Annotated in this window: 12 protein-coding genes, 1 tRNA gene and 1 other RNA gene; 7 read left to right on the top strand and 7 right to left on the bottom strand. The window is 57.2% G+C overall.

All coding sequences use genetic code 11. The annotated features are described in order from the left end of the window. Window positions 1-8: 8 nt before the first annotated feature. From ACFO6X_RS06190 to ACFO6X_RS06180, 3 genes are all read left to right on the top strand, one after another. Entirely contained in the window at window positions 9-311 is a 303-nt protein-coding gene (locus ACFO6X_RS06190; protein WP_382431125.1) for a LapA family protein, read from the top strand. Next, the gene (lapB, locus tag ACFO6X_RS06185; RefSeq protein WP_382431123.1) at window positions 301-1,458 is read left to right on the top strand and encodes a lipopolysaccharide assembly protein LapB; all 1,158 of its coding nucleotides are present in this window, start codon (window positions 301-303) and stop codon (window positions 1,456-1,458) included. Before ACFO6X_RS06190 ends, lapB begins: the two co-directional genes overlap by 11 nt. Window positions 1,459-1,621: 163 nt before the next feature. Beyond that, window positions 1,622-2,659, top strand: coding sequence for an NAD(P)H-dependent flavin oxidoreductase (locus ACFO6X_RS06180; RefSeq protein WP_382431121.1), 1,038 nt, complete (start codon window positions 1,622-1,624; stop codon window positions 2,657-2,659). Window positions 2,660-2,806: 147 nt separating this feature from the next. Here ACFO6X_RS06180 and ACFO6X_RS06175 read toward each other — a convergent pair. The 5 genes from ACFO6X_RS06175 to ACFO6X_RS06155 all read right to left on the bottom strand — a co-directional run bounded on the left by ACFO6X_RS06175 (window position 2,807) and on the right by ACFO6X_RS06155 (window position 8,720). Next, window positions 2,807-2,882 (bottom strand) — tRNA-Thr (locus tag ACFO6X_RS06175). Between the two features lie 10 nt (window positions 2,883-2,892). Beyond that, window positions 2,893-3,900 (bottom strand): class 1 fructose-bisphosphatase, encoded by a 1,008-nt coding sequence (locus ACFO6X_RS06170; RefSeq protein ID WP_382431119.1) that lies wholly within the window; start codon window positions 3,898-3,900, stop codon window positions 2,893-2,895. Window positions 3,901-3,911: 11 nt separating this feature from the next. Continuing rightward, window positions 3,912-6,620 (bottom strand): aminopeptidase N, encoded by a 2,709-nt coding sequence (gene pepN, locus ACFO6X_RS06165; RefSeq protein ID WP_382431117.1) that lies wholly within the window; start codon window positions 6,618-6,620, stop codon window positions 3,912-3,914. A gap of 8 nt (window positions 6,621-6,628) precedes the next feature. After that, window positions 6,629-7,733 (bottom strand): peptide chain release factor 2 gene (gene prfB, locus ACFO6X_RS06160; protein WP_382431115.1). Its coding sequence is split into 2 segments (ribosomal slippage): window positions 6,629-7,651 and window positions 7,653-7,733, totalling 1,104 coding nucleotides; the frame shifts between segments, so codons are not numbered across the junction. 63 nt (window positions 7,734-7,796) lie between these two features. Continuing rightward, window positions 7,797-8,720, bottom strand: coding sequence for an alpha/beta fold hydrolase (locus ACFO6X_RS06155; protein ID WP_382431113.1), 924 nt, complete (start codon window positions 8,718-8,720; stop codon window positions 7,797-7,799). 144 nt (window positions 8,721-8,864) lie between these two features. Between ACFO6X_RS06155 and ACFO6X_RS06150 the strand changes: the two genes are divergently transcribed. The 3 genes from ACFO6X_RS06150 (at window position 8,865) to plsY (ending at window position 11,248) form a co-directional block, all read left to right on the top strand. Then, complete coding sequence (locus ACFO6X_RS06150; protein ID WP_382431111.1) at window positions 8,865-9,926, top strand: aldo/keto reductase; 1,062 nt, start codon at window positions 8,865-8,867, stop codon at window positions 9,924-9,926. A gap of 41 nt (window positions 9,927-9,967) precedes the next feature. Then, complete coding sequence (locus ACFO6X_RS06145; protein WP_382431109.1) at window positions 9,968-10,471, top strand: aminoacyl-tRNA deacylase; 504 nt, start codon at window positions 9,968-9,970, stop codon at window positions 10,469-10,471. A gap of 72 nt (window positions 10,472-10,543) precedes the next feature. Further along, window positions 10,544-11,248, top strand: coding sequence for a glycerol-3-phosphate 1-O-acyltransferase PlsY (gene plsY / locus ACFO6X_RS06140; RefSeq protein WP_382431107.1), 705 nt, complete (start codon window positions 10,544-10,546; stop codon window positions 11,246-11,248). 287 nt (window positions 11,249-11,535) lie between these two features. Here plsY and ffs read toward each other — a convergent pair. Continuing rightward, window positions 11,536-11,632: signal recognition particle sRNA small type (gene ffs / locus ACFO6X_RS06135), an RNA gene on the bottom strand. 55 nt (window positions 11,633-11,687) lie between these two features. Next, complete coding sequence (locus tag ACFO6X_RS06130) at window positions 11,688-12,236, bottom strand: cytochrome b (protein ID WP_382431105.1); 549 nt, start codon at window positions 12,234-12,236, stop codon at window positions 11,688-11,690. A gap of 109 nt (window positions 12,237-12,345) precedes the next feature. Between ACFO6X_RS06130 and dnaX the strand changes: the two genes are divergently transcribed. Then, window positions 12,346-14,079, top strand: coding sequence for a DNA polymerase III subunit gamma/tau (gene dnaX / locus ACFO6X_RS06125; RefSeq protein ID WP_382431104.1), 1,734 nt, complete (start codon window positions 12,346-12,348; stop codon window positions 14,077-14,079). Window positions 14,080-14,128: the final 49 nt, after the last annotated feature.

Here is a 14,128-nt window from a genome sequence, read left to right as displayed (position 1 = left end):
GGACTGCAATGAAATACCTCCTGTGGCTGCTCAAAGCAGCCATTTTTTTTACCCTGTTTGCTTTTGCACTGAACAACCAACAGGATGCCACAGTGCATTTCTTTTTTGGTACGCAGTGGCGTGCACCGATGGTGCTGTTGGTGCTGAGTGCATTTGCCATTGGCATGGTAGTGGGTGTGTTGGGCATGGTGCCACGCTGGTGGATGCACCGCTGTGCGGCTCGGCGTCAGCAGTCTGTACCCATGCCTGATGTTGCTGCTGTCCCTCCTTCTACTGCCTCTGCGCCCGACAGTACTCCCCATGGAATTTGATTTTGGCTGGATTTTGCTGGGATTGCCCCTGGCTTTTATGTTGGGTTGGCTGGCCTCGCGTTTTGACTTGCGCCAGTTGCGCGCTGAGAACCGTGCGGTTCCTAAAGCCTATTTCAAGGGACTGAACTATTTGCTCAATGAGCAACAGGACCAGGCTATTGATGCTTTCATTGAGGCCGTGCAGAACGACCCGGATACGTCTGAACTGCACTTTGCGCTGGGTAATTTGTTTCGTCGTCGGGGTGAGTATGACCGTGCCGTGCGTGTGCATGAGCATTTGCTCTCCCGTGGTGATTTGGATGGCAAGGACAGGGATCGGGCCCAATATGCCTTGGCTTTGGATTTTCTGAAGGCTGGTTTGCTCGATCGTGCCGAGGCGGCCTTGTTGCGGCTTGAGGGGACTGCTTTTGAAGCCCAGGCCCGGTTGGCGCTGTTGGCGATTCATGAGCGTTCGCGAGATTGGTGCCAAGCGATGGGTATCGCTCAGAAAATGCAAGCGGCTGGACAAGGAGATTTCAGCACTCGGCAGGCCCATTTTTTGTGTGAGCAAGCCCAGGCGTTGATTGACCAAGAGCAATGGACGGAAGCGACTGCCGTTTTGCAGCAAGCGATGCAGATTGCGCCGGATGCTCCCCGTCCGTGGATGATGTTGGCACAGTTGCAATTGCGTCTAGAGCAGCCACAGCTGGCACTGTCCACACTCATGGATTTGGGGCGAGATGTTCCCCAAGCGTTGCCTTTGGCTGCACCACTGTTGGCGCAGGCTGCCAAGGCCTCAGGGCGGGAGCAGCAAACACTGGAGTTGTTGCAGACGTATTACCAAGAACTGCCTTCACTGGATCTTTTGGACAGTATGGTGGATTTGGAGGTGGCTACTGGGCAGTCGCTGGCGCAGGGGGCCATGCGTTATGCCCACCATCTAGAAAAAGAGCCCTCTCTGGTCGCAGCTGCCAAATGGCTTAGTCATGAGACATTGGGGCATCCGCAGTGGCAACCTTGGGTACAACGGGCGCTGGAACATGCGGCACAGCCCCTGAGACGTTACCGCTGTGCTGCTTGTGGTTTTGAAGCACGTCAGCATTTTTGGCAATGTCCAGGTTGTCAGAGCTGGGACAGTTATCCCGCTCGACGTATTGAGGAGCTTTGAGGGCAGGATTTACAAAAGGACAGGCAGTCGTGCCAGTGCTTTGGGTTGCCTAAATACCAGTGGCGGAGGCAGGCATGGGCCCATGTTGTCTTTGTCGTAGTGGGTTTGGAATGCAGGCAGCCTGTCGCTTGGGAAGTAATGATGCAAAAGGAGGAGCATAGTTATGCGAATAGAAGATCTTTTCGGAATTGAGCTTCCAATCATTCAGGCGCCGATGGCTGGCGTACAGAACAGCGCCTTGGCGATTGCCGTTTCCAATGCTGGAGGGTTGGGTTCCTTGCCCTGTGCAATGCTTAGCCCCGAGGCGCTACGGGCCGAATTAGACAGTGTCCTTGCGCAGTCACATCGGCCTTTCAACCTCAATTTCTTTTGTCATCAGCAGCCAGAACCCGATTTGGGGCGGGCTGCCACTTGGCAAGCATTGTTTGCACCATATTACGCGCAGTGGGGAATTGACTCGACCAAGGTGGCACCTGGCCCTGCCAGAATGCCATTCAATCGGGAAATGGCGGCGCTGGTCTGCGAGTACCGGCCGGCGGTGGTGAGTTTTCATTTTGGCCTACCAGCACCGGAATTGTTAGGGATGGTGCGCAGTGCCGGTGTAAAGATACTCTCTTCTGCCACCACAGTGTCGGAAGCTCTGTGGCTACAGGCTCAGGGTGTGGATGCCATTATTGCCCAGGGATTGGAAGCTGGGGGGCATCGGGGAATGTTTCTGACGCAGGACATCAATACCCAAACAGGTACGTTTGCTCTGCTGCCACAAATCGTCCAGGCTGTGCAGGTGCCAGTGATTGCGGCTGGTGGCATTGCCGATGCAGTGGGTGTCCGTGCCGCTTTGGGTTTAGGCGCTGCGGGTGTACAGGTGGGTACGGCCTATTTGCTGTGCCCAGAGGCCACCACCAGCATGGTGCATCGGGCGGCGCTTCAGGGTGAGATGGCACAGGTCACTGCACTGACCAATCTGTTTTCAGGCCGACCGGCACGGGGCATTGTGAATCGTTTGATGCGGGAGTTGGGGCCAATGAACAGTTTGGCACCAGAGTTTCCGTTGGCAACTGCCGCATCGGCACCTTTGCGGGCAAAGGTTGAGGGTGCAGGCTTGGGGGATTTTTCTCCACTCTGGGCTGGGCAAAACGTGTCAGGCTGCAAGGAAATTCCAGCGGCCGTGTTGACCCGGCAGTTGGTTGGTGTTCTATAGGCTGTGGTGGCTCGTGTTGGAGGGAACACGCAGTTTTGAACGGTGAATACTGGTTTTTGACAGGTTGCAGTTGCTGCGCATTGGCTGGGTTACACCACTACAGACAAAAAAGCCACTCCCGAAGAAGTGGCTAAGTTGTTGATTTTATGGTGCCGGAGAGATGAATCGAACACCCGACCTTCTCATTACGAATGAGCTGCTCTACCGACTGAGCTACACCGGCGAAGCGGCGATTATACCGGCTGGTGGTAACTGGTCACGCGCTCGACTTCGTTCTTAGAGCCCAGAATCACACTGACACGCTCGTGCAGGTGCGTGGGCTGGATGTCCAAAATACGTTGGCGGCCATTGGTGGCTGCACCACCGGCTTGCTCGACCAGCCAGCCCATTGGGTTGGCCTCATACATCAAGCGTAGTTTGCCGGGCTTGTGGGGTTCACGCTTGTCCCAAGGGTACATGAACACGCCACCGCGGGTCATGATGCGGTGTACGTCGGCCACCATGCTGGCAATCCAGCGCATGTTGAAGTCTTTGCCGCGTGGGCCTTCTTTGCCTTGCAAGCATTCGTCAATATAGCGGCGCACAGGGGCATCCCAGTGGCGCATATTGCTCATGTTGATGGCAAATTCTTTCGTGTCTTCGGGGATACGCACTTTTTCTTGCGTCAGGACAAACGAGCCTTGCTCACGGTCTAGGGTGAACATAGCCACGCCGTCACCCACGGTGAGCACCAAGGTGGTTTGTGGGCCATAGACGCAATAGCCCGCTGCCACTTGCTGGCAGCCTGCTTGCAAAAAGTCTTTCTCTTCTACGCCTCGGTCGCCTTCGGGTTTTTTGAGCACACTGAAAATCGTGCCGATGCTCACGTTCACGTCGATGTTGCTGGAGCCATCTAAGGGATCAAACAGCAGCAGGTATTCACCTTGCGGGTAGCGATTGGGCACCACGTAGATGCCGTCCATTTCCTCCGAAGCCATCGCTGCCAAGTGGCCGCCCCATTCGTTGGCCTCAATCAGTACTTCGTTGGCGATGATGTCGAGTTTTTTCTGCACCTCGCCCTGTACGTTTTCGCTGTCGGCGCTGCCCAGCACACCACCGAGTGCGCCTTTGTTCACCGCTTGGCTGATGCTCTTGCAAGCGCGTGCCACCACTTCGAGCAGCAGGCGCAGTTGCGAGGGGATCAGGCCATCTACACGCTGTTGTTCGACCAGATAGCGGGTCAGGCTGATTCGTTTTGCCATAGGTTCTCTCCTTATTCGTCGGCCAAGGCGCGGGTAATGACCTCGCGCACATCGTTGCTCAAATCGGGGCGGGCAGCGACGCGGGCGATAGCTTCGCGGGCGCTGCTGCGCCAGGGTTCGGCCAGCTTTTTCCAGCGGTCTAAAGCGCGTGCCAAACGGGCGGCCACTTGGGGGTTGATGGCGTCCAACTCCAACACCCGTTCGCTCCAGAACACATAACCGGCGGCATCAGCGCGGTGGAAGGCTCCGGGGTTGGCATTGCAGTAGCTAAAAATCAAACTGCGGGCACGGTTCGGGTTTTTGATGGTGAAATCGGGGTGTGCCATCAGTTGTTTGACCAGTGGTAGCACATGGCCTGCACGGTCGCTGGCCCCAGCTTGCAGGGCAAACCATTTGTCCAGCACCAGTGGGTCGTCTTTGAACCAGCTGTGGAAGCGCTCTAACGCGGGTGCTGCCAGTGCATGGCCGCAGCCTACCAAGGCCGCTAAGGCATTGAATCGGTCGGTCATGTTGCCTGCGTCTTTGAAACGCTGCAAGGTTTTACCCGGCCAAATGCTATCGCCGCCGTGTTGTGCACCCAAGCAAAGCATGGTCAGGGCCAAACCAGCCAAGGCGCGTCGCCCCGCCGAGGCTGCATCGGGGCGGTAAGCGCCACTGGCTTGGTGGGCTTCGTAGGTCGCTTGCCAATCAGTGTGTAGCGCCAAGGCCAGTTGCAGGCGCATGGCTTCGCGCACAGCGTGGATGCGTTGCGGATTGACCACCTCCAGTTGCTCGGCGATGTAGGTCTCCGAAGGCAGCGTTAGTACCAACTCTTTGAAAGCCGCGTCCAGTTGCGGGTCGCGTAGCACTTGGCCCAGCGCCTGTAACAGGGACTCGTCCAGGATGCTGGCATCTTGGCTGTCGTCTGGGGCCGTGATGGCTTGTAGCGCCCGGCGCAAGAGCAAGCGTTGGCCCGCTTCCCAGCGGTTAAAGGCATCGCTGTCGTGCGCCAGCAGTGTGAGCAGCTCGGCATCGCTGTAGTCCACCTCTAGCACCACGGGGGCACTAAAGCCACGCAGCAGCGAGGGCACGGGCGCTTGCGCCACGTTGATAAACGTCCATTGCTGTTCCGCCCCGTCCAATACCAAAGTGCGACTGTTGCCGTTGGCGGTTTGTTCACCTTCCAGTTGCAAGGCCAGTGCCTGACCTTCGTGATTGAGCAGCCCTAACTCCACCGGAATGACAAATGGCTCTTTGTGTGGTTGGCCGGGGGTGGCTGGGCAGCTTTGACGCAGTGTCAGGGTGTAGCGGTGCGTTTCGGCATCGTACAGGCCACTGGCTTGCACACGCGGTGTGCCTGCTTGGTTGTACCAGCGTTTGAATGGTTCCAGTTGCAAAGCCAGTGCGCTGCCGGGGTTGGCATCGGCAATGGCTTGGGCAAAATCATCGCAGGTCACGGCTTGGCCGTCGTGGCGGGCAAAATACAGCTTCATGCCTTGGGCAAAGCCATCGCGGCCCACCAAGTGGTGCATCATGCGCACCACTTCTGCACCTTTTTCATAGATGGTGACGGTGTAGAAGTTGTTGATTTCGATATAGCTGTCGGGGCGCACCGGGTGTGCCATCGGGCCAGCGTCTTCGGGAAACTGTGCGCTGCGCAGCACACGCACGTCCTCAATCCGCTTGACGGCACGGGCTGAAGGGTTGCCCGCCATGTCCATGCTAAATTCTTGATCACGGAACACCGTCAGCCCCTCTTTGAGCGACAGTTGGAACCAGTCGCGGCAGGTGATGCGGTTGCCTGTCCAATTGTGAAAGTATTCGTGCCCGACCACGGCTTCGATATTGGCAAAGTCGGTGTCGGTGGCAGTGGCTTCGCTGGCCAGCACATACTTGGTGTTGAAGATGTTGAGGCCCTTGTTTTCCATCGCGCCCATGTTGAAGTCGCTGGTAGCAACAATCATGAAGCGTTCCAAATCCAAGGGCAGGCCAAAGCGGGCCTCATCCCAAGCCACACTGGCCATGAGCGAGTTCATGGCGTGTTCGGTCTTGCCCAAGTCGCCGGGGCGCACATACACTTCCAGCAAATGCTCGGTGCCCGAGCGCGACAGAATACGCTGCTGGCGTGCCACCAGCTTACCGGCCACCAAGGCAAACAGATAGCAGGGCTTTTTGTGCGGGTCGTGCCACTTGGCAAAGTGGCGGCCAGCGTCCAAATCACCCTGCTCTACTAGATTGCCGTTGGACAGCAACACTGGGTAGCTTGCCTTGTCGGCACGCAGTGTCACGGTGTAGCTGGCCATGACATCGGGGCGATCTAGGAAATAGGTGATGCGCCGAAAGCCTTCGGCTTCGCACTGGGTAAAGAAAGTGCCTTGACTGACGTACAGGCCCATGAGCTGGGTGTTTTTGTCGGGGGCGCAGGTGGTAAAAATCTCCAAATCGAACGGCTCTGGCCCTTCAGGGAGGTTTTCTAGCACCAACTGGCTGCCGTCCATTTTGAACGAGGTGCCAGCCCCATTCACCAGCACCCGCGACAGGTTCAGTTCTTCGCCGTCCAGACGCAGGGCTTGGGCCGCCACCTCGGGGTTGCGGCGCAGGCGCATCTTGTTCAGTACCCGGGTTTTGGCCGGGTCGAGGTCGAAGGTCAGTTCTACCGTGTCAATCCACCACGCTGGGGGCTGGTAGTCGCTGCGGTGGATGGCCGTGGGTTGGCCCTGTCCGTCAGGCATAAGCAACATGGTTTTCCTTAAACGCCCTGTTTGAGCGATGCTTCGATGAATGCGTCGAGGTCGCCGTCCAGCACTTTTTGTGTGGCAGAGATTTCGACATTGGTACGCAAGTCCTTGATGCGGCTGTTGTCCAGCACATAAGAGCGGATTTGGTGGCCCCAGCCGACATCGGTTTTGGTGTCTTCGAGCTTTTGCTGCTCTTCCATGCGTTTACGCATTTCAAAATCGTACAGCTTAGAGCGCAGACGTTGCCAAGCGATGTCGCGGTTGCCGTGTTGGCTGCGGCCATCTTGGCACTGCACCACGATGCCGGTGGGGATGTGCGTCAGGCGCACCGCCGAGTCGGTCTTGTTGATGTGCTGACCACCCGCACCGCTGGCGCGGTAAGTGTCGGTACGCACATCCGAGGGGTTGATGTTGATTTCAATCGAGTCATCAATCTCGGGATAGACAAACAAGCTGGCAAAACTGGTATGGCGGCCACCAGAGCTGTCAAACGGCGATTTGCGCACCAAGCGATGCACGCCGGTTTCGGTGCGCAGCAGGCCATAGGCATATTCACCTTCGATGTGAATGGTGGCGCTCTTGAGGCCTGCCACATCGCCGGGGGTTTCTTCTTCCACCGTGGCTTTAAAGCCTTTGCGCTCGGCGTATTTGAGGTACTGGCGCAGCAACATACTGGCCCAGTCGCAGGCTTCGGTGCCACCGGCACCGGCTTGGATATCGACAAAACAGTTCAGCGGGTCGGCTTCGTTGCTGAACATGCGGCGGAACTCGAGATCTTCAATCAACGGGCGCAGCTTGGCCGATTCTTCTTCGATGGTGAGCAGGCCTGTTTCGTCGCCTTCTTCTTTGCTCATCTCAAACAGCTCGGCGTTGTCGGCCAGCTCATGTGTGAGCTTTTCTAACGTCAGTACCACGCCATCGAGCAGTTTTTTTTCTTTGCCCAGTTCTTGGGCTTTTTTGGGGTCGTTCCAGACAGCCGGATCTTCTAGCGAGGCATTGACGGTGCGCAGGCGTTCAAACTTGGCATCGTAGTCAAAGATACCTCCGTAACTCTTCTGTCCGGGTGGACAGGTCTTGTAGCGTGTTGCCGATTTGGTTGATGCGTTCTGCTTCCATGGTGTTCTTTCTGTGTGTATGTTTGGTAAATGGTGGGCGATTTTCTCACGCCTACTGTGCAGCCTAGGTGCGGGCTAAAAACGATTCGATCAGCGCCGCCACGGCGTGGGGTTGGTCATGGTGCAGCATGTGCCCTGCGTCTTGCACGATGGCGATTTGGCAATCATGCACTGCTTGCAGACGTTCATGGTATTGCGCCAACGTGTAGCGGCCTTGCCACCATTGGCTCAGGCTGTCGTCGCTTGCTTCTACGGCCAAGGTGGGTGCGGTAATGGCTCGCCATAGGGCCAGCGTTTCTTCTACCCGGTAGAGTTGTGCATTGACAATTTTGTGCGCGGCATCGGCCAGAATGTGCCATTGCCCTTGGCTATCAGGTTGCGCCCAGTGCTGGGCCAGCCAATCGGCCTTGTCTTGGGGCAGGCGTGGGTTGGTTTTGATCAAACGACGGGCCACGGCGCTGGCGCTGTCATAGGTTTTGAGGCCCAAAGTGCCTTGTTCGCAGCGTTGCAACTCATCCAGCCATTGGGCATAGCGCGTGGGCGCTTGCTCGGGAGTGTTGGCGGGCATTCCAAAGCCTTCTAGGTTGATCAGGCGGCGGATGCGTTGGGGGCGCACACCGGCATACATCATGGCGATATTGCCGCCCATGCTGTGTCCTACCAAATCGACGGCTTGGTCGGGCGCGTAGTGGTCTAGGAGGCGGTCCAAGTCGGCCAGATAATCGGCAAACTGGTAGTGGTCATTACCTGCGGGCGGCTGGGTTAGGCCAAACCCGCGCCAGTCTGGAGCCAGGATGTGCCGCCCTTGGACAAAAGCCTCACTGAACGCATCCACCACAAACTGGTATGAGGCGCCCACGTCCATCCAGCCATGCAGCAGCACAAGCGGTGCTTCAGTGTGGGAGGGCGTGCCCCAGTGGCGCACATGGTAGTGCAGCGTGCGCAGCGGGATCAAGGCGGTTTGAAAGGGACGAATGCTCTGGTACATCCTTGGATTATTCCGCAGCGTGGCTTGTCACTCCCATCCGGCTGCTAGTAACCCAGTATGGGCCAGCGATGTTTGTGTCATGAACTGATACCGGCAAAGCCATTTGGCCTTGCGTACACTGGGAGTTTTGAGCGGAGCACACGCATGGATACCATCCAGTTAGGCCAGAGCGACCTGCATGTCACCCCCATTTGCTTAGGCACCATGACCTTTGGTGAGCAGGTGCCAGAGGCTGATGCCCACGCCATTTTGAGCCGTGCTGTGGCACGAGGCATCAACTTTATCGACACGGCCGAGATGTACGCAGTCCCTGCCCGACCTGAAACGGCTGGGGCCACCGAAACCATCATTGGTCGTTGGTTGGCGCAAAACCCTGGTGTGCGCCAAAACATCGTGCTAGCCACCAAAGTTGCCGGCCCCTCCCGTGGTATGCCGTGGCTGCGTGGTAGTGATGGTTTAACGGCCGCTGATATCGTCGCCTCTTGCGAGGGCAGTTTGCGTCGCTTGCAAACCGATGTCATTGACCTCTACCAAATCCACTGGCCGGAGCGCCATGTGCCTGCTTTTGGCATCAAATACTACGACCCTGCACAAGAGCGCACACAAACCTCGTTGCATGAACAATTAGAAGCACTGGCCGGATTGGTGAGAGCAGGCAAGCTGCGTCACATTGGACTGTCTAACGAAACGCCCTATGGCGTTCATGAGTTTGTGCGTCTGGCCGAACAGCATGGCCTGCCACGCATTGCCACCGTGCAAAATCCCTATTGCCTTATCAACCGCAGCTACGAAAACGCCCTCGATGAAACCTGCCACCGCCTGAACGTGTCGCTGTTGGCTTATTCTCCAGTGGGGTTTGGCCTGCTCACGGGCAAGTACGACGACAGTGGTATTACGGGGCCACAGGCACCACAGGGCGCACGTTTGTCCACCTACGAGTCGGTGCGCAAGCAGCGTTGGGGGCGCCCAGAAGCCTTGGCAGCCGCCCGCCGCTACAACGCCTTGGCCCGTCAGCATGGGTTGACGCCCACCCGGCTGGCGCTGGCGTTTTGCTACACCAAATGGCAGGTGGCCAGCACTATCATTGGTGTGACTTCGCTGGCACAACTCGAGGAAGATCTGGACGCTTGGGGCACTGTCTTGTCGCCCGAATTGCTGGCTGGGGTCGATGCCATTCGCTGGGAGTTGGGCGACCCGGCCCTTTGAGCCGGTAGGCCAGAGGGGCGTTTGTGGTTCAATTTGGCATTATGGCCAAGAAAGACAGTAAAACGACCCACGTCAGTGAGACCCCCGCCACCCAGTGGCTCAAGGCACAGGGTGTGGAATTTATCGGCTTGCCCTATGACTATCTCGAGCATGGTGGCACAGCCCACAGCGCCGCCAGCTTGGGTTTGGACGAGCACACCGTGGTGAAAACGCTGGTCATGCAAGACCAAGATGCCAAGCCCCTGATGGTGTTGATGCATGGCGACTGCAAGGTATCGACCAAGACGCTGGCGCGCCAGATTGGTGCCAAATCGGTCGTGCCTTGCGCTCCCGAGGTCGCCAACCGCCACAGTGGTTATTTGGTGGGTGGCACTTCGCCGTTTGGCACACGCAAGGCCATGCCGGTCTATATCGAATCGTCCATTTTGGAGTTGCCCCTCATTGCCATTAACGGTGGCCGCCGGGGATTTTTGGTGCAGATAAAGCCACAAGTGTGCGTGCATTTGTTGGGCGCAACGCCAGTGCAATGCGCTTTGGTTGAGTAAATACCACGGGCCACTGGCACAATGGCGCCCCGCTGAATTTGCAGCGTTGTTTCCCCCTTCAGGAGATTGATCTTGCCCCTCGTTTATTCCGCAATGGCGGTGCTGGCGGCCTATTTGCTGGGTTCGTTGTCGTTTGCGGTCATTGTTAGCCGGGTGATGGGCTTGAATGACCCGCGCACTTTTGGCAGTAAAAATCCGGGTGCTACCAACGTATTGCGTTCTGGCAGCAAGGTTGCCGCTGTGTTGACGCTGGTGTTGGATGCTGCCAAAGGCTGGTTGCCAGTGGCGCTGGTGCGCTGGTTTGGCACACCTTATGGCTTGGAAGAAGGCACGCAGGCACTGGTAGCCTTGGCCGCCTTTGCTGGGCATTTGTGGCCTGTGTTTTTTGGTTTTAAGGGTGGCAAAGGCGTGGCAACGGCACTGGGCGTGTTGTTGGGTGTGAGCGCATGGCTGGGGTTAGCAACCTTGGGTGCTTGGTTGGTCGTGGTGTCTATTTCGCGTTATGTGTCGCTGTCTTCCATCGCAGCCGCCTTGTTTGCCCCCACCTTCTTTTTGCTGGCCAGTGGCCCATTGTGGTATGCCGATCACCGCGTAGCGGCAGCTATTGGCTGTATGGCTGGCCTGTTGGTTTGGCGCCACCAAGAAAATATGGGACGCTTGCTGCGTGGCACTGAATCCAAACTGGGCCAAGGTAAAAACAAAGCACACTTGGCAGAGCCTTCAGTGGCTGCCCATCCACACCCAGTGGGCACCAAAAAACGCCAACGCCCTCACTGAAGCACGGGGCTATTGGATGGGGATGGGGCTGTGTGCCAAAGCAAAGCCCTATACCCCTGGCCACAGTGGCGGGGCTGCATTGCACAAGCTGGTAATGCAACCCGCAGGCAGTCTATCGCAGGTGTTGTGCGTATGGCGTGCTTTTGGGGAAGGTGCCCAAGGGAAGTATCTCAAGCAAACGTGGGAGTATGGCCCTGAATAGGCAGAGGCCGTAAGCGAACTGGCGCAAAGACCGGCCCAGTCCTTCTTAACCACCCTGATTGCTGGGGTGGTGAGATAAAAAGGAAATTGACGAGCCTTACCCCCGGCACTGGCTCCACGGTTAGGGCTGCTTGGTTCCCCACCTGACCCGGTTGGCCGCTTCCCCATGCGGGGAGGCCCGTCAGCGCATATTGTAATCCAATGTGGCTTATGCCCCGCGCGGTGGTGGGCGGGTGTTTTAACGTTTTCCTGGCAACATGCGCACCAATGTGTTGTCGCGCAGCAAATAGTGGTGTGCCAAGGCGGCCCCTGCATGCAACCCTACCAACACATAACCTGCCACAGCCCCAGTTTCATGTAGATCTTTGAGCCAGTGCGCCGTGTTGCTATTGGTAGAGGTCAACAAAGGCACTGGAATTCCCCCAGGCAGGTAGACGGGCGTTCCCTTGAAACTGAGTGCCAGCCAACCCACCAGGGGAAGCCCAATCATCAAAACATAAAGTCCGGCATGTGCGGTATGGCCTAGACGGGTTTGCCAGACAGAAGGCGCGGGCACAATGGCCGGTGTGGTACTCGACAAACGGGCTATCAAGCGCACCCAGACTAACATCCATACAGCCAGACCCAATGCGTAGTGGGCTGATTTGATCAATTCGCGTGCATCACTGCCTTTGGGGTACATGCCCCGCAGTTCCATGGTGGCAGCGGTAGCTACCAGCAATATGACCATCAGCCAGTGCATGGTGATAGAAAGGCTACTGTAGCGGTTAGAAGAGGTGGCAGGCATCGTTGGGGTTCCTGGACAAAACCTTGATGATGGTGTTGCCAACTGAAGGTTAGCTGAAGACAGGAAGCGGCTCAGTTGCGATGGACAGAGGCGCACATAGAATCGCCCTATGTCTTACATCGTGCTCGCCCGCAAATACCGTCCGCGCAACTTCACCGAGATGGTGGGGCAAGAGCATGTGGTGCAGGCCCTGACCAATGCCTTGACGCAGCAGCGCCTGCACCATGCCTACCTGTTTACTGGCACCCGAGGGGTGGGAAAAACCACGGTATCGCGCATACTGGCCAAATCGCTCAACTGTCAGGGGCCAGATGGGCAGGGAGGTATCACGGCCACTCCCTGTGGAGTCTGCCAAGCCTGCCAAGATATCGACAGTGGTCGTTTTGTGGATTACACCGAGTTGGACGCTGCCTCCAATCGTGGGGTGGATGAAGTGCAGCAATTGTTGGAGCAAGCCGTATACAAGCCGGTGCAAGGGCGCTTCAAGGTCTTTATGATCGATGAAGTCCACATGCTGACCAACACGGCCTTTAATGCCATGCTCAAGAGGCTGGAGGAGCCGCCGGAGTACCTGAAGTTTGTGTTGGCTACTACCGATCCGCAAAAGGTGCCCGTCACGGTGCTATCGCGGTGCTTGCAGTTCAATCTGCGCCCTATGGCACCTGAGACCGTGTTAGAGCACCTTGTGCGTGTGTTGCACGCTGAAAACGTCCCTGCCGATCTTCAGGCCTTGCGCTTGCTCTCGCGTGCTGCCCGTGGCTCTATGCGTGACGCTTTGTCACTCACCGATCAAGCCATTGCCTTTGGCAGTGGGCAACTGCAGGAAGCTGCCGTTCGTTTGATGCTGGGCAGTGTAGACCGTAGCTATGTTTTTCGTCTGATTGAAGCACTGGCGTTGAACGATGGCAAGACGGTGGTCGAAACTACTGAGGCGTTGCGTCTGCATGGTGTCTCTGCGGCCTCTACCCTAGAGGACATGTGCGCTGTTTTGCAACGCATGGCTGTTTTGCAGGCGGTGCCATCTATGGTCGCCACGGTGGATGCCCACGATCCGGACGCGGTTGCAACGGCCCGTTTGGCTGAACTGTTGCCTGCCGATGAAACCCAGTTGCTCTATAGCATTGGTCTCCATGGACGTGCTGAGTTGGGCTTGGCCCCAGATGAATATGCGGCGCTGACGATGGTGTTGTTGCGCTTGCTGGCATTCAAGCCTTCACCCCCCGATTTGGCAGAAAAAAAAACACTTGCTCCAGCCTTAACTCCAACACCAGTCCCACCATTGACCATTGAGTCAAGCCAGAACTGGGCACCACCAGATGCAGCCTTGGTACCTGCACCGCCTGCCACCGTGCCTGTGCCGCCTGCACCACCAAGTACGATGGAGCTTGCACCTGCCCAAACGACCACTGCTGCGGTGCTAACGCAAGCGGCGGCCCCCATCACAGCTGCTGATCACGATGCACCAATGGGGGATTTGTGGTACACGGTAGTGCAAGGCCTGATAGCGGATGAGGCGATCACAGCTTTGGCGCGTGAATTGGCCTTGCAATCACAATTGGTGGCCTGTGACAGTGGACATTGGCATTTGCGCATTGAGCGAGAATCTCTGAACCAATCTATAGCGCGTGAACGGCTCACCGCCGCCTTGCAAGCGGCAGGGCATGCCCAACAGGTCAGCATTGAGTTTGGAGCTGTGGCTGATTGCCCGGCCCAACGCAACGCTACCGCAGAACAGCTGCGCCAGCAGCAGGCCCGTGACGCAGTAGAGGCCGATCCCAGGGTGCAGTCTTGGATGCGCGATCACGAGGCCCGCATCGTGCCGGGTAGTATTCGGCCACTTTGATTGGCGATTGCTCTTTCTTTTTCTCTTGATAGTTTATAACGAAAGGAAC

The sequence above is a fragment of the Giesbergeria sinuosa genome, from assembly GCF_042652905.1.
In the GTDB taxonomy this organism is placed as follows: Bacteria; Pseudomonadota; Gammaproteobacteria; order Burkholderiales; family Burkholderiaceae_C; genus Simplicispira; species Simplicispira sinuosa.
Note: the sequence above shows the minus strand (reverse complement) of the source record. Positions and strands in the feature narration are given on the sequence as shown.

What these genes read in the sequence shown, in the direction of transcription:
- ACFO6X_RS06190 (WP_382431125.1), top strand. Translation starts at nt 9, where the DNA reads ATGAAATACCTCCTGTGGCTGCTCAAAGCAGCCATTTTTTTTACCCTG.
- ACFO6X_RS06155 (WP_382431113.1), bottom strand. Translation starts at nt 8,720, where the DNA reads ATGTACCAGAGCATTCGTCCCTTTCAAACCGCCTTGATCCCGCTGCGC.
- ACFO6X_RS06180 (WP_382431121.1), top strand. Translation starts at nt 1,622, where the DNA reads ATGCGAATAGAAGATCTTTTCGGAATTGAGCTTCCAATCATTCAGGCG.
- ACFO6X_RS06150 (WP_382431111.1), top strand. Translation starts at nt 8,865, where the DNA reads ATGGATACCATCCAGTTAGGCCAGAGCGACCTGCATGTCACCCCCATT.
- ACFO6X_RS06130 (WP_382431105.1), bottom strand. Translation starts at nt 12,236, where the DNA reads ATGCCTGCCACCTCTTCTAACCGCTACAGTAGCCTTTCTATCACCATG.
- ACFO6X_RS06170 (WP_382431119.1), bottom strand. Translation starts at nt 3,900, where the DNA reads ATGGCAAAACGAATCAGCCTGACCCGCTATCTGGTCGAACAACAGCGT.
- ACFO6X_RS06145 (WP_382431109.1), top strand. Translation starts at nt 9,968, where the DNA reads ATGGCCAAGAAAGACAGTAAAACGACCCACGTCAGTGAGACCCCCGCC.
- lapB (WP_382431123.1), top strand. Translation starts at nt 301, where the DNA reads ATGGAATTTGATTTTGGCTGGATTTTGCTGGGATTGCCCCTGGCTTTT.
- dnaX (WP_382431104.1), top strand. Translation starts at nt 12,346, where the DNA reads ATGTCTTACATCGTGCTCGCCCGCAAATACCGTCCGCGCAACTTCACC.
- pepN (WP_382431117.1), bottom strand. Translation starts at nt 6,620, where the DNA reads ATGTTGCTTATGCCTGACGGACAGGGCCAACCCACGGCCATCCACCGC.